Source organism: Fischerella thermalis PCC 7521, from assembly GCF_000317225.1.
In the GTDB taxonomy this organism is placed as follows: domain Bacteria; phylum Cyanobacteriota; class Cyanobacteriia; order Cyanobacteriales; family Nostocaceae; genus Fischerella; species Fischerella thermalis.
On the sequence record NZ_AJLL01000049.1, the window covers coordinates 40622 to 62025 of the forward strand.

A 21404-nucleotide genomic window follows, 5' to 3' on the forward strand; every position below is an offset into this window, starting at 1 on the left:
AAAAAGTTTGAAATGGTGATGTGGCTAAAGTTGTTCGCATCCTAAAGAGAATGAAACTACAGCGATTCATGCTCTCATTGACAAGGTTTGATCATCAGCGGCTAATTTTTCATGCAGCCCGCCAGACAGCTCGTAAAGCTGAAATGGCACGTATCGCGGTGCATGAATGGCTTAATCAACACGATGCTGAACTGGAAGAATGGAAAACCAAAACAGCTTCTGAACTGGGAATTAGTATTAGTGAACTTGAAAGGCGGCTATTATCTGCTGCTGAACAACAGACAGAATCTAGAAAGAAAAGTAATGATGCTAATTAACAATACTATTTTGTAGGCAATTGTCAAATTAACGCAGCTAATATAGTTACGTTAATTTACAACTGCCTACAAAAAAGACTCGCTAATAATTTCAAATCATAGAAATAAGTTTGTTGCATTTAAGTTGCTACAAAAAAGCAACTAGTCTACAATGAGCAGCACGAGTAATAGATGTTATTACTCAGATGCACAGAGTTGGATTAATTTCTTTAGATGAGGTAATCCAAGCTCAAGCTGCTTAACTACTTATGTAGCAAGCTTGAAGATAGAAATTCTCAACTGCTCTGTCAAACAATCAATGATTTTTTCTAACAATTAATTCCAAACTTGTTTTTTGTAGAGTACATAAATCTTGGTTATTTCCCTACATTTCCCAAGTAAATAATGAAGATTAAGTCATGGCTCCTTCTAGAATTGAAGTTGACTTTGCAAAGTTACAAAAAGAAGTTAGCAATTGTGAACAGACTTTGGACAAACTTATAAAGGTTAAAAAGATGATGTCTGCAAATGCAACTGAAATCAATAAAATTAACAAAAAACTGCACCAGAATCCTGTTGCTATTATTGGGATGGCTTCTATCTTCCCAGAATCTAAAAATTTACAGGAATACTGGGAAAAAATTATTCGCAAAGTTGATTGTATTACCGATGTTCCTCCATCACGCTGGAACATTAATGAATACTACGATCCTCACCCCAAAACCCCTGACAAAACTTACTGCAAACGTGGCGGATTCATCCCAGATATCGAATTTAACCCTATGGAATTTGGACTTCCTCCCAATGTCTTGGAAGTCACAGATGTTTCACAGTTGCTAGGCTTGGTTGTTGCTAAAGCAGCAATGGAAGATGCTGGTTATGGTGAAAAAAGCCAATTTAACCGAGAACGCACAGGGGTAGTTTTAGGTGTAGCACTGGCAAGGCAGATGTCAATGCCATTGGCTACTAGATTGGAGTATCCTGTTTGGGAAAAAGTCTTAAAAAGTAGTGGCTTATCTGATGAAGATACGCAAAAAATTATCGAGAAAATCAAAAGTGCATATGTGCAATGGGAAGAGAATGCCTTTCCCGGTATGCTAGCGAACATAGTGGCTGGACGAATTGCCAACCGCCTGGATTTAGGAGGAATGAACTGTGTGGTGGATGCTGCCTGTGCCAGTTCCTTAGGCGCACTTGCGATGTCAATTAGTGAACTAATTGAGCATCGAGCCGACATGATGCTCACTGGTGGAGTTGACACTGACAACTCAATTGTTGCCTATATGTGTTTCAGCAAAACACCAGCTGTTTCCCCAAGCCAAAATCCCAAACCTTTTGATGCCCAATCAGATGGGATGATGCTGGCTGAAGGAATAGGGATGTTGGTGTTGAAGCGCCTTGAAGATGCGATTCGGGATAATGACCGAATCTATGCAGTTATTAAAGGTATTGGAACCTCCAGTGATGGTCGTTACAAAAGCATCTATGCACCTCGCCCAGAAGGTCAAGTCAAAGCTTTGCATCGTGCTTATGAAGATGCAGGATTTTCACCTACTAGCGTAGGTTTGATTGAAGCACACGGTACAGGCACCATGGTTGGAGATCCAGCCGAAGTCACAGCTCTCAAAGAAGTTTTCGGGGAAAATAATTGTAAAAAACAACATATTGCACTTGGAAGTGTCAAATCACAGATTGGACATGCCAAAGCTGCTGCGGGTGCAGCAAGTTTGATCAAAACAGCATTAGCTTTACACCACAAAGTCTTACCAGCAACCATTAACGTTACTAAGCCGCACCCGAAACTAGGTCTGGAAAACTCACCGTTGTATTTGAATACAGAAACAAGACCTTGGATTCGTTCTCAAGCAGAAGTACCAAGACGTGCAGGAGTAAGTTCTTTTGGTTTTGGTGGTACGAATTATCACGTTGTGTTAGAAGAATATTCGAGCGAACACGATCGCCCTTATCGTTTACATCATACTCCCCAGTCGGTGCTGTTATTTGCATCCACACCTGAGCAGTTACTAACACGCTGTCAAGAAATTCTACATCAGTTGCAATCCCCAGAAAGAGAACAGCATTATGCAGAACTGATTGCGGCTTGTGCATCATTAGAAATTCCTGCCACAAATGCCAGAGTCGGATTTGTAGCCGAGTCTTTGACTGAAGCTTATAAAGCATTGCAAATATGTATTGATCTACTCACCAAGAAGCCACAAGCAGAATCGTGGGATCATCCCCAAGGAATTTACTACCGCAAAGCTGGTGTGGCAACAGCAGGCAAGGTAGTTGCCCTGTTTTCTGGGCAAGGTTCTCAATACCTGGAAATGGGTCGAGAACTAGTGATCAACTTTCCTTGCTTGCGACAGACCTATGGTGACATAGATCAGCTTTTCTACAAAGATGACTTGCAGCCTGTTTCAGAAATAGTTTTCCCTCCCCCAGTTTTTGATACAGCCCAAAAACAGGCACAGGTTGCAGCATTGCAACGTACAGAGTATGCACAGCCAGCAATTGGGGCATTCAGCGTTGGTCTTTACAAAATATTACAACAGGGAGGATTCAAGCCAGATTTTGTCTTGGGACACAGCTTTGGAGAATTAACGGCTCTGTGGGCTGCGGGTGTTCTCAGTGAGGAAGATTACTTTTTCCTAGTAAAAGCTAGGGGTCAGGCTATGGCTGCACCAAATGATCCTGAGTTTGATGCTGGAGCTATGCTGGCAGTCAAAGGCGATATCTCTCAAGTGGAAGAAGTGATCAAGAATTTCCCCCTAGTGACTATCGCTAACTTGAATTCCCCTCGTCAAGTTGTGTTAGCAGGAGCGAAAGCTGAAATCGCCCAAGTGCAGGAACAACTAAAAGCGAAAGCTTATTCTACTGTCTTACTACCTGTTTCCGCAGCTTTTCATACACCCCTGGTAGCTCATGCTCAAAAACCTTTTGCTCAAGCAATTGAGAAAGTGAGTTTCCAAGAGCCAACAATCCCTGTTTACACTAATGTCACAGGAGAGCGTTACCCCAATGAACCACAAGCCATTCAAAAAATCCTTAAACAACATCTGATTAATCAGGTACTTTTTAAGCAAGAGATTGAAAACATTTACGCTCAAGGTGGCTATTGTTTCATAGAGTTTGGTCCTAAAGGCATTCTCACCAGCTTAGTCAAAGATATCCTTGGTGATCAACCTCATTTAGCTGTGGCTTTAAATGGCAGCTATCAAAAAGATAGCGATCGCTGTTTGCGAGAAGCTGTGACGCTGTTACGTGTCGCTGGTTTACCTTTACAAAACCCTGACCCCTACCAAATTGAGCAGAAAGTACCAGAAGTTCCCAAAAACAAGCTGTTGACTGTACAACTAAATGGTAGTAACTACGTCTCAGAAAAAACTAAACAGGCTTTTGTAAAAGCTTTGCAAGATGGTCATCAAGTTAGTCTGCCAAAAACAAAAGATAATTCCTCGGAGGTAAATACTCCCCTTACTCTCCCTGTCCAACAGACAGACTCTTTACCTGTAAATCCAGAGCATACAAACGGTAATCATGCGGGTGTTGCCCAATCTGGGGATGAAGTAATGAACCGCAAAGACGCGAAGTACGCGAAGAAAGGATTTTTTGATAGACAGATCAAAGAAAATCATCCTGCAAATATGCACAGCCAGGCAGAACAGTCAACAAGTCTAGAGGCTCCCCAAAATTATCAACTAGTTTTAGATAGTTTAGAGTTCACCCTCATAGAATTCAATCGTCATCAACGTGATATTTTGCGTGTTCATGAAAAATCTTTGTTGCATCAGACGGAATATACTAAAATCTTTTTCCAGCTGATGCAGCAACAGAATTTATTACTGGGAAATAGTAAATTCCCTCATCAACATGCAGACACGAAACAAATTATCATCTCCTACTCTGAGCGCAGCATCATGCGCTTTCACCAGCATCATGGTGAAACATTGCGTGTCCATGAGCAATATCTCAACCATCAAACAGAACAAACCAAAAACTTTTTCCAATTACTCCAGCAACATTATGACCAGCTACTTGCTAGCATAAGTACTGAAGAGCTTACAGAATCGCTGCCACAGACAACATCCATTGTCAGCTATCAGGATAGTTCTGCTGTTTCATTTCGAGCTAATGGTGGAACTACCGCAGCAGTTGCTACACCCGCTAACGATTTTGTAACTAACTTTGAGCCTGTTTTAATCAATGGCGCTAGTCATGGTGTCCACCATAGTAAGAGTAATGGCAATGGTACTTATAAAAATGGCAATCATGACACAAAGTCAGTTACTGTAACTATCTCTGATACTCCCGCCGTTCCATCGCCAGATGTACCATCAGTACCATTAACCATTGATGAAGCCACCCTCAGCCAAACTCTACTCAACGTTGTCAGCGATAAGACAGGCTACCCGGTGGAAATGTTGGAACTTTCGATGGATATTGAAGCAGATTTAGGAATTGATTCCATCAAACGAGTTGAAATTCTAGGAGGGCTGCTGGAGTTATACCCAGATTTACCCAAACCTAATCCAGAAGAACTGGGACAATTACGCACTCTTGGCCAAATTGTGGAATACATGCGGACGCTTGTACCGGCAATTTCTCCGGTTGAGTCTGCACCCATACAAACAGCACAAGAAGTTGCTTTGGACGAAGCCAAGACAAGTGAAGAGAGTGATGTGGTGACACAGCAAATAGAAGATGCGGAGAGTAAAGATATACACATAGCTTCTTCTCCAGTTCCAGTTGCTCTCCCTACTCTAGAAGAACCAACTTCCTCACTTCCGTCCCTTGATTTCACTGACCTGAGCCAAATTCTGCTCAACGTTGTCAGTGAGAAGACAGGCTATCCAGTGGAGATGCTGGAACTGTCAATGGATATGGAGGCAGATTTAGGGATTGATTCGATCAAACGAGTTGAAATTCTGGGGGCGCTGTTAGAGTTATACCCGAATTTGCCCAAGCCGAATCCAGAGGAACTAGGAGAATTGCGTACTCTTGGTCAAATAGTTGACTATATGAAGCAACAGGCTGAGACCCTGGAAAAAAAAACATTTCCAGTTGAGTCCAACAGCCAGCCTCCTAAATTAAATCACAATATTCGCCGCAGTCCAGTTAAACTCAAAGTTCTTCCTGAACCAGATGTTTTAGATTTTACCTTACCTGAGCAGCATATCGCCTTGATTACTGATGATGGGACTACCACAACTTCAGAACTAGCTCTTGCTCTTGGGAAGCGCAACTGGAAAGTAGTTGTTTTGAGTTTTCCCCAAACCTTAATTGCCGAACAATTACCTTTACCAGAAGGAATCAATCGAGTTGTGCTGGCAAATTTGAGCGAAGAGCATTTACAAAATCAACTCGAAGCGATCGCTTCTGAGTATGGTCAAATCGCCGCCTTCATCCACCTTAATCCTGCTAACTATGATGCAAGTAATTGTGTCCGTTATCTGGAAACAGAGAAAGCACTCCTGCGTCACGTCTTTCTGATCGCCAAACATCTCAAAGCACCACTGAATCAAGCAGCAAATCAAGGGCGCAGTTGCTTCCTCACTGTTGCTCATCTGGATGGCGAGTTTGGATTAGGGTATAAAACCAACTTTGGTGCAATCAGTAGTGGACTGTTCGGACTAACCAAAACCCTGAATCAGGAATGGGAAGCTGTATTTTGTCGCGCCATTGACCTGAGTCCCGATTTAGATATTCACACATCAGTAAAATATATCCTCGCCGAACTCCACGACCCCAATCAGTTAATTGTTGAAGTTGGATACAGTTCACATGGGCGAACAACGCTGGTGTGTGAAGAGGGAAGAGGAGGACAAGGAAGTAATCTCCCCTCTTTCAATCCCCAATCCCAAGTCTTTCTCGTCAGTGGTGGCGCAAAAGGAATAACCGCTCAATGCGTGATTAAGCTAGCACAGCATTATCAATGCAAGTTTATTCTCCTGGGGCGTTCGTCTGTAGATCCTGAGCCAGTATGGGCTGAAGGCTGCTCAAATGAAGGGGAATTGAAAAAACGGATTATGGATGATTTTATCGCCAAAGGAGAAAAGCCCACACCTGCAATGGTGCAGAAAAAGTATAAGGCGATCGCATCTAGGCGCGAAATTGATACTACCCTGCGAGCGATTGAGCAGGCGGGTGGACAAGCAGAATATCTGAGCGTGGATGTCACTGATGCAACACAACTCCAAGAACAACTTAATGTCGCAGTTGAGCGTTTGGGTGCAGTAACGGGAATTATTCACGGGGCTGGTAATTTGGCAGATAAACGCATTGAAAATAAAACAGAACGGGATTTTGAAACTGTTTTTGCTGCCAAAGTCACAGGTTTGGAAAACTTACTACGCTGTGTTTCACCCAGTCAACTTAATTATTTAGTCCTGTTTTCCTCTGTAGTGGGCTTTTACGGGAATATTGGTCAGTCTGATTATGCGATCGCGAATGAAATTCTCAACAAGTCAGCTCATCTGGTGAAACGCAACTATCCCAATTGTCATGCAGTTGCAATCAATTGGGGACCTTGGGATAGTGGTATGGTGACACCGGAATTGAAGAAAGCTTTTGCTGAACGGGGTATAGAGACTATTCCTATAGAAGTTGGCACTCAAATGCTGGTTGATGAATTGGCACAAGTCAATCAACAAACAACACAAGTAGTCATAGGTAGCCCTCTATTGTATGTACCTCAATCTTGCAATTCTGATTTGCAAAAATATCGTATCCAGCGCCGATTAACTTTAGCAGAAAACCCATTTTTACAAGACCATGTGATTGCTGGTCGTCCAGTTCTACCAGCCACTTGTGCCTTAGCATGGATTGCTAATACCTGTGAACAACTCTATCCTGGTTACAAATCTTTTAATTGCCCAAACTTCAAAATTTTGAAAGGAATTATTTTTGATGAAACTTTGGCAAAAGAATACACTTTAGATTTGCAAGAGATTTCTAAAAATGATATTGCAGAAATAGAGTTTGATGCTAAGATATCTAGTAAGAATCAAGAAGGAAAAATTCGTTATCATTTCAGCGGACAGATCAAACTAAAACGTCAAATTCCAACTGCTCCGGTTTATAATTCGCTTAACTTAAAACAGGAAGAAATAATTCTCGGTTCTACTACATCACTTTATCAAGACGGGGCAGCAAGTTTATTTCATGGACCTTCTTTTCAGGGTGTAAAAACTATCTTAAACATCAGTCCGGAAAAGATCACAATAGAATGCAATTTGCCAAAACTCAGGACAAGACAACAAGGACAATTTCCTGTACAAATATTTAACCCCTATATCGCAGATGTTCAGATTCATGCATTATGGATTTGGACGCAGTATTTCTATCAAGAAGGTTGTTTGCCCTCAGAAATAAAACTCTTTGAACAGTTCGCAGCTATCCCATTTAATCAAACCTTTTACGTTTCTTGTGAAGTCAAATCAAAAACAGATTCATCTGTAACTGTTGATGTCATTGCACATGATCATCAAGGAAAGATATATAATCGCATGATTGGAGCAAAGGGAACAATTTTGCCTACAAAAAGGTGATAGTGACAGCCCTTTCAAGGTCACTAAAAACCTTCAAAAAATTTCCCGAATTTTAGTCTTTTCACCTTTGTGCCTTAGAGCCTTGGTGGTTCAAAAGTTAATTTTTCACCACAAAGACACTAAGACACCAAGAAAATACATGATACTATTTCACGAAAAATCTGATACAGATGTAAACCCTGAAAGTTTTGCTTTATCCAAGTTTTATAATTGCGAATTGCAAATTGTGAATTGGTATGACACCTTGAAAGACTGGATATGCGTTGTTACAAGGATATTTAAGTAATGGGCATAAATGAACAAATGAAAAATCCTAAAATTGCGATTGTTGGTATGGATTGCTTTTTGGGTGGCTGTCAAGGATTAGATACTTTTGAACGCAGCATTTATGAAGGAACTCAACACTTTATTACCTTTCCTTCCCAGGGATCGCAAGAATTAAACAAGCAAAAGCAGTACCTCGCAAACTATGGCTTTGAAAGTAATTTTACGCCTTTAGGAGCGTACATCGAAGATTTTGAAATAGATTTTTCAGATTTCCAATTAGCATCTGAGGAAGCAGAAAAGCTAAAACCTCAAGAACTGTTGATGCTCAAGGTTGCTGATAACGCCCTCAAAGATGCAAAATTAGATCAAAGAAGTAGGGTAGCAGTTGTTATTGTTGCCGCAACGGAACTGTCTCTACGTCTAATTAATCAAGAAGCAAAAGACGCCATTTCCAATCAGTGGAGTATTTCCAGTCTATGGAATTTTCCTGGTCCTTTATTCACACTCATAGCCGAACAACATTCTGTGTGCAAGGCTTTTGAGGTTGCAAAAAAGCTACTTACAATCAGAGAAGTAGATGCTGTTGTTGTTGGTGCTGTGGAACTGGCTGAGAATAGCGCTAGTCTTTTAACGAGAAATCAAACGGCAACAGTCAACACAGGCGTTCATACTTTGAGTTATGACCAGAACGTTAATGGTTGGATGCTAGGCGAAGGTGCAGCCGCCGTAGTCTTGAAACTCCACGAAACAGCACAACAAGATGGCGATCGCATTTATGCAGTGATTGATGCCCTCAATATTTTAAAAGATAATTCTTCTTCTCAAACTATCCCTGACTCGAAAGCGGTAACGCAAGTATGTCAACTCGCTTTTGATATGGCAAGTGTCAAACCCGCAGATATCGGCTATTTAGAAGTTTTCGCCAGTGGAGTTCCCCAGCAAGATGAGTCAGAAATTTTAGGTTTGCTCCAGGCTTATCGGACTTCTGACCCTGGTCTCAATTGTGCGATCGGTAGTGTCAAAGCCAATATCGGGCATACCTATACTGTCTCAGGAATAGTCAGCGTCATTAAAACAGCACTTTGTTTATATCACCGTTACATTCCTGGTGTTCCCCATTGGTCTACTCCCAAAATGCCCCAAGCCTGGGAGGGTAGCCCCTTTTATGTTGCTCCTGAATCAAGACCCTGGTTTTTAGCCACAGGAGCTACTAAAAGAATTGCTGCCATTAACAGTATGGAGATAGATGGCAGTTACGCACATTTAATTTTGTCGGAGGAAGCAACTCAGATACAGCGTAGCAGCAGATATTTAGAGCAAATGCCTTTTTATCTGTTTGCGATCGCTGCTAATGATTGCCCTACTTTATTAGAACAGCTGCGTGCCTTAGAACAAACAATTGCCAATTCTTCTTCTCTATCTGCTGCTGCAAGCCTTACCTTTACAGCTTATCAACAGCGTCAACATGCCACCTACGCGCTGTCCATTCTCGGACGTAATCAAGAGGAATTGACGCGGGAAATTCAGCGCGCTCTTCAGGGTGTTGCTGATGCTTTTAATACAGGCAAAGACTGGCAAACCCCGGTAGGTAGCTATTTTACGCCCAAACCACTGACTAACAAAGGCAATGTTGCTTTCGTTTACCCTGGTGCTTACAGTTCTTATGTTGGCATTGCCCGGAATCTCTTCCGCTTGTTTCCCAAAATTTACGAAGATCCTGTCATTCAAAGCGTTTACAGTCGTGTCCTCAACATAGAGAAACTTCTCTATCCTAGAAGCCTGAGTAAATTATCCACAAAGCAATTAGAAGCCCTCGAACAGCAATTGATCGATGATCCAGTCGCAATGCTTGAATCAGAAGTTGGCGTTGCTGGACTCTTGAGTGCAATTCTCAAGAATTATTTCCAACTACAGCCCCATTCTGTCTTTGGCTATAGCCTGGGCGAAACTAGCATGATGCTTTCTCAGGGAATCTGGGCTCACTTTCACGAAGGTAGTGAGGATTTGAACTCATCTGCTTTATTTAAAACACAATTGTCTGGCCCTAAAAACGCAGTTCGTAAATACTGGGGATTGACTCAGGAACAGAATAGTGAAGGCAAAGAATTTTGGAGTACATATATACTCATGTGTCCAGTTTCCCGTGTCAGGGAGGCTCTCAAAAATGAAGAGCGCGTCTATTTAACTTTAATTAATACTCCAGAAGAAGTAGCGATCGCTGGTGATACACAAGCCTGTCAAAGGATAATTCAAACCCTAAATTGCGATGCTTTTCGTGCCCCTTTCAATCATGTAATTCATTGCGAGGCTATACGTTCTGAACACGACGCACTTGTTAAACTAAATACCTTACCTATCCAAAACATACCAAACACCGTTTTTTATTCGGCAGCAGAATATAAACCTATTACCCTCGATAGTCATTCTGTTGGTAACAACATTGCCAAAGTACTTATTCAACAGCTTGATTTTCCTCGGCTAGTTGAGCGCGTCTGGGAAGACGGTAGCAGAATATTTATCGAAGTAGGCGCTGGAAGTAATTGTTCCAGATGGATTAGTCGAACCCTCAAGCAAAAAGAACACATCACAGTTTCTCTCAATAAGAGAGGAATAGACGAGCATACTTGTATTGTGAAAGCATTAGCCAAACTCCTCAGTCACAGAGTCAACATGGACTTATCACCACTGTATTCTCAAGTCCAAGAAAATACCAGACAAATTCAGCCCAAGCTTAGAACCATAACATTGAACGGTAGCGAGTTTAACTTCACAGCATTAACCAAGAAAGACCAGAAAAATTTCCAAAATCCAACTTCAGACACTCTGATTCAGAATAATAAAAAACAACAATATAAACCACTTGATCTAAGGGAATTTGAACGCTTAAATCCTTACTTTCAGCAAGGTCGTATCAAAAGCTTAGAATTTGTAGAAGAATCACCAAAACCTGACTTTACCACAACAGGTGAACAACAAAAAAAATACCAGTATCCTCCTACTTCTTCTTTAAAAAAACATAGTTATGTTTCTAAATTACATGTACTAAACTTACGCAATGATTTATATCAAAAGCTGAGTGAAAACACATCCCAGTTCACCAAATCTCATGCTAATTTTTTACAATTTCGACAAGAATCACTACTGCAAATTAGTCTAATAATTCAGCGTCAATTAGATTGTTTGCAGCATATTTTCGATAAAAATGACGTAGATAACGAGCATTCAGCCAGAGAGTAATAATTTAGCCTTTCAAGCTAGATAAAAACTTTCTACAATCAACTTCTCTGTAACCTCTTATCTCTGTGTCCTCTGCATCGGGTTATAAGTTATTAATTTAACCACAGAGGCACAGAGAACACAGAGAGAAAAAAGAGATTTTACCTTACCAGTCACCTTGAAAGAGCTGAAATCAACAACTAACTAATAGCTTTAACTACAAACTCCCTAGACAATAAAAGGCTAAAAACGTGACTAGTGTAGACACTTTACCGTATAAAACTTCTCAAAACCTCAAATTTTCCACATTCTTGCCCAATCATAATCAAACTTGGCAAGGTTCTTTAGACTCTGTATCTTTTGATGAAGAGGGTATAAAAGCTAAAGTGCTGAATTTAGATAAACCTTGTTACATTGTCAGGATTGAAAGTCAAATCGGCGTCACCAACGAAGGTTATTTGTACAATTCCAATCATGGACAAGCAGGAAAAGTGGAAATGCTCATAGCTGTTCCACCCCTCAGTATTCAACAATTAGGCGATCCAACTTTCTTGGAATTTCATGGCGTGAAATACGCCTACGCCACTGGGGCGATGGCTCATGGTATTGCTTCTGAAGAATTAGTAATTGCTCTTGGTAGAGAGAGAATATTAAGTTCATTTGGTGCTGGAGGTTTAGCTGCTTCCCGTGTGGAAGCAGCCATTAACCGCATTCAACAAGCCTTGCCAAAAGGACCTTACGCTTTTAACTTGCTCCACAGTCCTAGCGAACCTGCTATTGAACGCAGTGTCGTTGACTTGTATCTCAAATATCAGATGAGAACAATAGAAGCCTCTGCCTTTCTGGATTTGACTGACAACATTGTTTACTATCGAGCTGCTGGGCTGGGTTTAAGTGCAGCTAATGAAATCGAAATCAAAAATAAAGTCATTGCTAAAATCTCTCGCAGAGAAGTTGCAACTAAATTTATTCAACCTGCCCCTACAAACATTCTCAAGCGATTAGTTGAACAAGACCTCATCAGTGAATTACAGGCAAAACTAGCCGAACAAGTCCCAATGGCAGATGACATCACTGTAGAAGCAGATTCTGGTGGTCATACGGATAATCGTCCTCTAGTTTGCCTTTTACCTTCAATTTTGGAATTGAGAGATGAAATTCAAAGAAAATACTGTTACGAACAAGCTGTCAGAGTCGGAGTAGCAGGAGGAATAGCAACTCCCCAATCAGCATTAGCCGCTTTTATGATGGGTGCTGCTTATATTGTCACTGGCTCTATCAACCAGTCTTGCGTTGAAGCTGGAACTTCTCAATATACAAAACAATTACTAGCTCAAGCCGAGATGACTGACGTGATGATGGCCCCAGCAGCTGATATGTTTGAAATGGGAGTAAAACTTCAAGTTCTTAAAAGAGGAACTTTCTTTCCCCTCCGGGCACAAAAACTGTTTGATTTATACAAAAACTATAACTCAATTGAAGACATTCCACCTTTAGAAAGAGAGAAACTAGAAAAACAAGTTTTTAAAAAGAATCTGGAAGTAATTTGGAAAGAAACCACTACTTATTTATCTCAAAGAAATCCCGATAAGTTAATTAAAGCTGCCAACAATCCCAAAATGAAGATGGCTCTAATTTTTCGCTGGTATCTTGGATTGTCGTCTCGCTGGTCTAATTCTGGGGAAAAAGGTCGAGAAACTGATTATCAAATCTGGTGTGGTCCAGCAATGGGTAGTTTTAATGATTGGGTCAGGGGTTCTTATCTTGCTGATCCAAATAATCGCAAAGTGGTTGATGTTGCTAACCATATTATGAGAGGTGCTGCATATTTATTCCGCATCCAAAGTTTGAAAATGCAAGGATTGCAAATGCCAGCTACCTACATGCAGTATCGACCACAATAAGACTTAATATTATGTTCGCTTGAATACTTATATTGTCGCGTGGGCTGGTAATAGGTAATGGGTAATTGGTAATGGGTAATTGGTAATTAAGATACTGATGATTTTCCCATGCCCAACAACGAAGCATAATATCAGTATTCTCCTGTTATCTAGTTCACAACTTTCCTAACTACTTTTTCTACCTACAGTCATGAAACGTGTATTGGTAGTTTACTACTCACAATCGGGAGATGTGACTCGTGCAGTCGAATCTTTTACTAAATTTCTCCAAACAGCAGAAATTGAGCTTACCTGGGAGTGTATAAAACCAAAAGATAATTATCCTTTTCCTTGGAGCTTATATAAATTTTTTGATGTTTTTCCAGAATGTGTGAACGGGGAGCCGCCGGAAATCTATCCACCGAAATTTGGTAATGATGAGAAATTTGATCTAATTATTCTTGCTTATCAGGTTTGGTTTTTAGCTCCATCTTTACCAATTCAGGGTTTTTTAAAATCCAAGTATGCCAAAGTTTTAGAGAATACGAAAGTTATTACTTTAGTAGTCTGTAGAAATATGTGGCACTCTGCCTCAGAAACGATGAAGAAAATGATTGCTGAAGTCGGAGGAATTCATATTGACAATGTGGTTTTGACTCACCAAGGGCCACCTTTGGCTACTTTTATCACCACTCCCCGGTTACTGTTGACTGGGAAAAAAAACAGATTTTTGGGAGTGTTACCTGCTGCTGGTGTTAGAGATGAGGATATTTATGCACTATCAAGATTTGGGAAGCGGATAGCTAATAATCTCGCAGCCTTAAGTGATTCTTCGCGTCAACCAATGCTTCAAGGACTTGGGGCGGTTGAAGTGAATCAACGCTATGTCATTCCAGAATTTATTGGGCGCTTGGTATATCGTCCCTGGGCTAAGATAGCTCGTTTTTTTGGTAAACAGGGGAGCTGGAGCAGAATACCAATAGTCTGCATCTTTGCAGTTCAGCTCATATTTGCTATTCCAATTGTCCTTATAGTTTCCACTGTCGTTCAACTTCTTTTTGCTCCACTGATTCATAAAAAAATAGCATCTTATGTTGAGCTTCTCAAATCCCCATCTGGTGTGGATTAGCAGTGAACAATAACTAATTGCTTTCAGGGAAACACGTTTTAAAATTTAAAGTTTTGCTCAGTTCTTTGGAGAAGATTATGACTTCAGCATATATTACAGGTCTAGGAGTATTTCTACCTAATGAACCGGTAAATAATGAGGAAATTGAAAATGTTCTTGGGTTAGTCAACGGAAAGCCTTCTCGTTCTAAAAATCGCATCCTCAAAAACAACGGTATCAAATCTAGATATTATGCAATAGATCCAAAAACTGGCAAGCAAACCCATACTAATGCACAATTAACAGCCGAAGCAGTACGTATTCTTGTAAAAAACACTAATATTTCGTTAGAAGAAATAGAGTGTTTGGTTTGTGGCACATCTTCTCCAGATCAGATTATTCCTAACCATGCTCTTATGGTGCATGGAGAACTTGGATGTCCTCCCTGTGAGGTTGTAGCTACAAGTGGTGTTTGCTGCTCAGGGATGACTGCATTCAAGTATGGATATATGAACGTATCTTCTGGTTGGAGTAAAAATGCTGTAACAACAGGATCAGAACTTGCATCAACTGCATTTAAGGGAGTGTACTTTCAACCAGAAATAGAAGCAAAAATTCAAGATTTGGAAGCAAAACCGATCATAGCTTTTGAGAAGGATTTTTTGAGGTGGATGCTTTCTGATGCCGCAGCAGCAGTGCTGATAACGGATACTCCTCGTCAAAATGGTATTTCACTTAGAATAGATTGGGTTGAAATCATCTCTTTTGCCAATGAACTAGAGACTTGTATGTATGCAGGGGGTGTCAAGAGAGTTGATGGTTCTTTACAAGGGTGGCGGGAAGTCGAAAATCCAGAAGAACTATGGAAGGAGAGTTATTTTGCCTTAAAGCAGGATGTAAAATTGCTAGGAGAAAATGTAGTGTCCTATGGGAAAAAAGGCTTGTTACAAGTCCGGGATAAACATAGTCTCAAAGCAAATGAGATCACTTGGTGTTTGCCTCACTACTCATCAGAACATTTTAGACAACCGCTTTACGATGAGTTGATGGAAATTGGATTTGAGATTCCTTTGGATAAATGGTTTACTAACTTAACCTACAAAGGTAATACAGGTTCTGCCTCTATCTTTGTTATGTTAGAAGAATTAGTGTCATCTGGAAAACTGGAACAAGGTGATAAAATCTTTTGCCTAGTTCCCGAAAGTGCTAGATTTTTATACGCTTATATGCTTTTGACAGTGGTTTAATGTGTGCTGCGTGGCCACTATTCAACAAACTCAACATCGACGGGTGAAGACAGATGCGGTGAATGTTTGCACTACCCGTTATGAAGGAAAAAAACAAGTCAAACCCTCTTCCCTTATGCTCTCTGCCTTATTGCTTAAAAGATTTAAATAATTGCTCCAGGTTTAATTCAGATGGAAAATCTATTGAGCAAATTGGAAAGTGATATCAATGCCTACTTTTTAAGGGTGTTTAATGTAAGTACACCTGGCACCGACTTGCTTTTCAGGAGCGAAGGCAGTGAAATCATGTGGGGTCGCTCCGGAAATGATACTTTTGTGGGTTTGAAACCTGGTGATGACCATTTCGCTCAACCGCAAATGGATATTATCCTGGGTGATGCAGACTTCATGGCAGCGCTAGAGGGTAGTCAGCTTCGCTGGGACGACAGATTTGTTCTCGGTGATTGGAAACAGCCATATTACACCAGTAGTAAAGGACTTGATTTTGGTTTAAAACAATTTGCTACAATTTTAGACTTCAATCCTTGGCAAGATGTCATTCAGCTACATGGCGCTCCAAAAGATTACTACTTGCTCAAATCTCCCGCAGGAGCAGCAATATTTTGGAAGCAGGGAACTGTACCTGACCTTGTAGCTGTTTTGCCTGGCACTCACCATTTGAGTCTTGAGGGAAACTACTTCCAGTATGAGGGTTACACCCCACCACCTGAACCAGTACAAGGGAGGATCCAGCAATTGGGAACTGCTGATTTTGACATACTTACAAGTTCAACCACAGATCCCTTTGGCAATTTATATGTAGCAGGAGTAATCAGTAGCTCATTCGGAAAAGATAATGCGGGATCTAATGATGTCTTGGTGAGTAAGTATGATAGCGATGGCAATCAGCAGTGGGTTCAACAGTTTGGCACTCCTTATTCTGACTTAGCTACTAGCATCGTTGCTGACAACAAAGGTAACTTCTATGTAGCGGGAATATCGAAAGGCGATTTTGGAGGAGCCAATCAAGGAGAAGGAAATTATGATGTCTGGGTGGGCAAGTATGATAGCGATGGTAATCAGCAGTGGGTTCAACAGTTTGGAACTGAACTGATTGATGCTTCCTTTAGCATGAAAGTTGATGACGATGGTAGTGTTTACCTCACAGGATTCACTATTGAGCAACAACAGGAAGGATTATTTTTTCAGCCTAATGTCTTTGCGGATGATGCCTGGGTAACTAAGTATGATAGCAATGGCAACCAGCTGTGGTTTCAACAGTTTGGCAGTTCCGCTTTTGATGAAGCTTATGCTGTAACTGTCAGTAATGATGGCAGTGTTTATTCTACAGGCTGGACTCTGGGGGACTTGGGAGGAAAGAATGCTGGGCAATATGATGTCTGGATTGCCAAGAATGACAACAATAGTGGTCAGTTGGAGTGGACGAAACAGTTTGGTACTAAGGATTTTGAATTCCCTAAGGGGATTGACACAGACAGCCAAGGCAATGTCTACATGACAGGATGGACTTTGGGTAACTTGGGAGGAAAAAATGCTGGATCTAATGATGCTTGGATTGCCAAATATGACAGCGATGGTAATCGACTGTGGATAAAACAGTTTGGCACTTGTGGTGATGATGCATCCTCGAGCATGAAGGTCGATTCCAATGGCAATATTTTTCTAGTGGGGTATACTGACAAAAACTTGGAAGGAAGCAATGCTGGCTCTAATGATGCCTGGATTGCCAAGTACGACAATGAAGGCAAGCAGTTGTGGATTCAACAGTTTGGTACATCCAAGTCTGATGCTGCCACCAGTATTACATTAGACAATTTTGGTAATGTCTACGTAACAGGAACTACTGAGGGTTCCTTTGGAGCGATTAATGCTGGGTCAGTGGATAGCTGGATAGCCAAACTTGATTCTGAGTCAGGTACTTTACAAGATTTTAGTGGCGCTTAAAAACAGGTATTTAGATGTTGTTTGAAAAACTTCATAACACATCAAATCTTTGATGTTACAGAATCCATGAAGAGGGACATATGATAGATGACACCGAAGAGTCAAAGATAAAAAAACAACTACAAAACAAATCTGATACACCGATCAAGAAGCATTTAAAAGCCACGGAAATCAACTATCGGCGTAACAGGGAGTCCAACTATACCGAGAAAATAACCGAGTTAGATCAAAGTTTTGATTACAGCAACCACAAAAATCATTATTGGAGTGACCCTGAGTTTTCAATCCTCTATGGCACTCCACTCTACGATGCAGTTTCCCCCTCACAAAAGATTGCTCTTAATCATCTATTTTGGGTTGGAGGTTACAATCTTACTGCTGCTAGCGAAGTTAACACAGCTCTTTACAATCAAGTAACAGGTAGTGTTTTTTACAACATAGGCGGTTACGAAACCCTCTGTCATGAACTGGATGTAGAAACTTCACAGGAACGTCACCATATTCATGCTTTTCGCACGATTGGTAACATGACGGAGATGGCCATACTAGGTAAGGTAATAGTTGGTGATCCTCTCACAGGGAATGAGTCCAAGGTGATTCAAAAGGGTCTGGTTGGGCGTTTGTCGCCTGGACCAATACGTCAGTTATTCGGCTTTAACTGGGGAAGTACACCTTTCTTAGCATCACAATACTATGCCTTGCGCTTCATCGCCAATATGCTTCTCAAGCTAACAGAATACAGCCGTTCTCAGTATTTCAGGAAGTTAGAAAAGAAAGGTGAGTTTATCCCATCTCCCACGGCTGTCTCTCACTACCATTTCTTGGACGAATCTTTTCATACTACAACTTCGTTGCTGATCGCTCAAGAATTGTACAAGGACTTTCCAAAGCCAACAGCTTATGAGAAATTCATGGCAAATTTTTCAATTTACATGATGCAACTTACCATTCTGAATGGGCTTTCTGCTGGTGCAGTTGCGAGCTTTTCTCCAGACCAACTCTTTGTCATACCCTTAGTCTATAAGATATTACGGTCTCCTCTATTTGGTATGTCTACCCAAGAAGCACTCTTTTGGATAGAGAGATGCTTCTGTCATGAGCATGAAGGTTTACATTTGAATTTGAAGTACCATCAACGTCTCATTTCAGAACTGTGCAGATTTTTCGACAAACTAGACTACACATGGCCTATTAATCGTGAAATGCGTGTTATGGCTACAGGAGGCTCGATTAGTAAGGCTATCCAAAATAACATTAAATTCTTTCATAAGTTCTCCAAGTCTGTTGTCCGTGAGAATACTTATTAGTTCGTAATGAACGTTTTGGCGCTTTAGCGCTTACTAAAAACCCATCAATTCAAACTTACGTAGTTTAATCTGGATTTGTGCGATCGCTAGCTAGTTGAACAACCCCACCTATGAATTAACGTAATTTTCAGTATTGTCCCAATTCCTTTACTTTACAGGTGTGAATATGAGTCAGTCTGTCATTAATTCAGGTGTAAAGCGGTCATATACGGCAGAAGAAATCCAAGCCTGGCTAGTATCTAACATTTCTGAGATGCTGGGAGTTGAACCCAATGAGATAGATATCCAAGAACCTTTGGATAGTTATGGCTTGGATTCAGCACAAGGGATGGTTCTTGCTAGTAGAGCAGAGAAATTGCTTGGATTTAAACTATCTCTAATTCTATTGTGGCATTACCCCACAATTGAAATGCTCAGCAAACGTTTAGCAGAAGAATTGGCAGATTCGGATTCAGAGATTTTTGAGATTTGAACATAATCCGCTACAAAGAATTTTAGATTTTAAATTGAATGAATCTAAAATTCAAAATCCACAGTCCTATTGAGGGATTCTACAACTATGAATGCATACGATCTTTTGGAAAATCTGATTCAAAAAGGTGTTCACTTGTGGGTCGATAACGAAAAACTAAATCTTCGTTCTCCTAAGGGAATAATGACACCAGAAATGCAAGCAGAACTAACTGCTCATAAATCAGAAATACTAACCTTGCTACGTGATAGAGATGTCACCACTAAAGCTGCTTCTGTTCCACTAAGTATGGGACTAAGCCTGCAAACCATTGGTCGTTTAATCGGGGGATTTGTTAAAAAATCAGCTGTGGAATATAAGCCACCAGTTATTGATCCCAGAGTGATGGCTCAAAAACTAACGGTGACATTTAGACCATTACCAAAGGGTTATAAACAGATAGAAATTATTAAATTTCGAGAAGAACTAGCAGAGAAGCTCAGCAATTATGGAGTAAAAATTTTATCTTGGGAAGAAGCAACAACTGAATTTTACTATGATGTTAACTTGCCATTAATTAACTTCAATAAGAGCCTGAAAATTAGGGGGGTAAAAGCAGAGATAGATGCGGTAATTGATGTAGAAAAAAATCCAAATTTTATCAGAAAATTAGGTGTATATGTAGCAGAAATGCTTTATTATGTGTATTCTCAATTCATCTTGAATAATCAACATATTTCTGTTTCTAGAATCGCTAAATTGAGTAGTTGGGCAGAAGATCATGTAGCTAAATATATTGAAGATCCAACTAACACTCAAGTAATTATCCTGAGTGAAATCGATAAGGATTTTGTCAATCCTCTCATCAATTATCAAGAAAAAATAAACATTGGGATAAACACTCTGGTTAGAACATTTTCAGAAATGGTTATTGGTGTTTCCAAGGACAAAATTTCCATTTTAAATATGAATCTCTCAGATTCTATTTTTCCTAGAAAGGAGATGGAATATTTTGTTTTGAATTCCCTGGTTCCTAAAGTTTTTGTACCAATATATCCACTATTACTGAATAGATTTACTTTAGAGCAGTATAAGCCTCATGAATCTAGCTATGCTGAAAAACTTGTGAAATTAGGTAACGAACTAGCATCTACAGGTCTATTTCCGCCAGGCTTTAAGCTTTGTGAAGTTATCAAAAGGAAATCCCATAGAGATATTGTGAATGTCATAGTGAATGGGAGGACAGGCGTTTCTTATGGTTTTGTTGCTTATGTTGAACCTCCACAATATGTTGGTGAACCAGAAATAACTGAAGATGAGTGGCAAAATCTATTATCTGTTGCAGGATTTAGTAGTGATGAATTTCGTCAGAATGAAAAAGGTAGGTATTACATAAAAACCAAGGTAAAAGCAGAATATAGATATAAGCAAATCCCAGATATTTGGCTTGTTAGTTCTCGTTCCGGTGCAAACAAAACAGATTTAAACTTGGAAAGCGATATCATTCGGATTGGTTTGAAAGAAAAGTTATTTCTGCAATTACCAAATGGTATTAATCCAGAGCTAGTAGATATCAAACCTTCTTATGATATCTATGTCATGCTTGCTATTAGTTTGTCTGCTGCCTTATATACACCAGATCTGATTAAAAATGGTGCGCCAATTGTTCACTTCCACGGCTACCCAGCAGCTGAATGGTTTAAACAGAATGAATACTGCGTTGGAATCAACAACCCTTCAGTTCCTTGTGGTACTTATGAATCCGGAGTATTGAATTTTTTGGGAATTTCTAGCTTGGCAAATCAACAGGTAGACAATCCAGCGTTAGTAAGTTTGATAGAACCAGATCATGGCACAAATTTTATAGCTCATGATTTGGAGTATCTAGTACAAAGATTGCAGGCTGGATGTACACAAGGACAAATTGAACTTGGTGGCAAACATTTTGCTTCTTTGAAGACAAAATTAAGCGATCGCTGAATTTAATTCGATTGAGTACAAATCATGAAATACAATATACAATACTTATGTTCTACGACAGAAAACTTTCTCCTTTGGAGCAAGTTATAGAAATCGTAAATCGTCGTGCTGGTGCATACAACATAGTTACGATTTGTCGAATTAACGGATTACTC

10 protein-coding genes are annotated in these 21404 nt (G+C 40.2%); all 10 read left to right on the forward strand.

Annotated elements, in window-relative coordinates; genetic code table 11:
* The first annotated feature begins 68 nt into the window (after window positions 1-68).
* The 10 genes from UYK_RS0111290 (at window position 69) to UYK_RS0111340 (ending at window position 21249) form a co-directional block, all read left to right on the forward strand.
* Entirely contained in the window at window positions 69-317 is a 249-nt protein-coding gene (locus UYK_RS0111290; protein ID WP_009459345.1) for a hypothetical protein, read from the forward strand.
* A 398-nt stretch (window positions 318-715) separates the two neighbouring features.
* On the forward strand, window positions 716-7846 hold the full coding sequence (locus tag UYK_RS0111295) for a type I polyketide synthase (protein WP_009459344.1): 7131 nt from the start codon (window positions 716-718) through the stop codon (window positions 7844-7846).
* 285 nt (window positions 7847-8131) lie between these two features.
* Window positions 8132-11350 carry a PfaB family protein gene (locus tag UYK_RS0111305; protein WP_016871424.1) on the forward strand — a complete coding sequence of 1073 codons (3219 nt, stop codon included), beginning with the start codon at window positions 8132-8134 and terminating at the stop codon, window positions 11348-11350.
* Window positions 11351-11580: 230 nt separating this feature from the next.
* The gene (locus UYK_RS0111310; protein WP_016871425.1) at window positions 11581-13233 is read left to right on the forward strand and encodes a PfaD family polyunsaturated fatty acid/polyketide biosynthesis protein; all 1653 of its coding nucleotides are present in this window, start codon (window positions 11581-11583) and stop codon (window positions 13231-13233) included.
* A gap of 190 nt (window positions 13234-13423) precedes the next feature.
* Window positions 13424-14341: a hypothetical protein gene (locus UYK_RS0111315; protein WP_016871426.1), complete on the forward strand. Its 918-nt coding sequence runs from the start codon at window positions 13424-13426 to the stop codon at window positions 14339-14341.
* A gap of 77 nt (window positions 14342-14418) precedes the next feature.
* The gene (locus tag UYK_RS0111320) at window positions 14419-15567 is read left to right on the forward strand and encodes a beta-ketoacyl-ACP synthase III (protein ID WP_009459340.1); all 1149 of its coding nucleotides are present in this window, start codon (window positions 14419-14421) and stop codon (window positions 15565-15567) included.
* A 171-nt stretch (window positions 15568-15738) separates the two neighbouring features.
* On the forward strand, window positions 15739-17511 hold the full coding sequence (locus UYK_RS0111325) for an SBBP repeat-containing protein (RefSeq protein ID WP_009459339.1): 1773 nt from the start codon (window positions 15739-15741) through the stop codon (window positions 17509-17511).
* A gap of 80 nt (window positions 17512-17591) precedes the next feature.
* A complete protein-coding gene (locus tag UYK_RS0111330) occupies window positions 17592-18818 on the forward strand; it encodes a hypothetical protein (RefSeq protein WP_016871427.1) in 1227 nt (408 codons plus the stop codon).
* A 166-nt stretch (window positions 18819-18984) separates the two neighbouring features.
* Window positions 18985-19290 carry a phosphopantetheine-binding protein gene (locus tag UYK_RS0111335; protein ID WP_009459337.1) on the forward strand — a complete coding sequence of 102 codons (306 nt, stop codon included), beginning with the start codon at window positions 18985-18987 and terminating at the stop codon, window positions 19288-19290.
* 87 nt (window positions 19291-19377) lie between these two features.
* Window positions 19378-21249: a TubC N-terminal docking domain-related protein gene (locus UYK_RS0111340; protein ID WP_016871428.1), complete on the forward strand. Its 1872-nt coding sequence runs from the start codon at window positions 19378-19380 to the stop codon at window positions 21247-21249.
* The last annotated feature ends 155 nt before the right edge of the window (window positions 21250-21404 follow it).

Excerpts from the sequence above, each read along its gene's own strand:
- UYK_RS0111290 (WP_009459345.1), top strand. The coding sequence starts at position 69 with ATGCTCTCATTGACAAGGTTTGATCATCAGCGGCTAATTTTTCATGCA.
- UYK_RS0111295 (WP_009459344.1), top strand. The coding sequence starts at position 716 with ATGGCTCCTTCTAGAATTGAAGTTGACTTTGCAAAGTTACAAAAAGAA.
- UYK_RS0111305 (WP_016871424.1), top strand. The coding sequence starts at position 8,132 with ATGGGCATAAATGAACAAATGAAAAATCCTAAAATTGCGATTGTTGGT.
- UYK_RS0111315 (WP_016871426.1), top strand. The coding sequence starts at position 13,424 with ATGAAACGTGTATTGGTAGTTTACTACTCACAATCGGGAGATGTGACT.
- UYK_RS0111320 (WP_009459340.1), top strand. The coding sequence starts at position 14,419 with ATGACTTCAGCATATATTACAGGTCTAGGAGTATTTCTACCTAATGAA.
- UYK_RS0111325 (WP_009459339.1), top strand. The coding sequence starts at position 15,739 with ATGGAAAATCTATTGAGCAAATTGGAAAGTGATATCAATGCCTACTTT.
- UYK_RS0111330 (WP_016871427.1), top strand. The coding sequence starts at position 17,592 with ATGATAGATGACACCGAAGAGTCAAAGATAAAAAAACAACTACAAAAC.
- UYK_RS0111335 (WP_009459337.1), top strand. The coding sequence starts at position 18,985 with ATGAGTCAGTCTGTCATTAATTCAGGTGTAAAGCGGTCATATACGGCA.
- UYK_RS0111340 (WP_016871428.1), top strand. The coding sequence starts at position 19,378 with ATGAATGCATACGATCTTTTGGAAAATCTGATTCAAAAAGGTGTTCAC.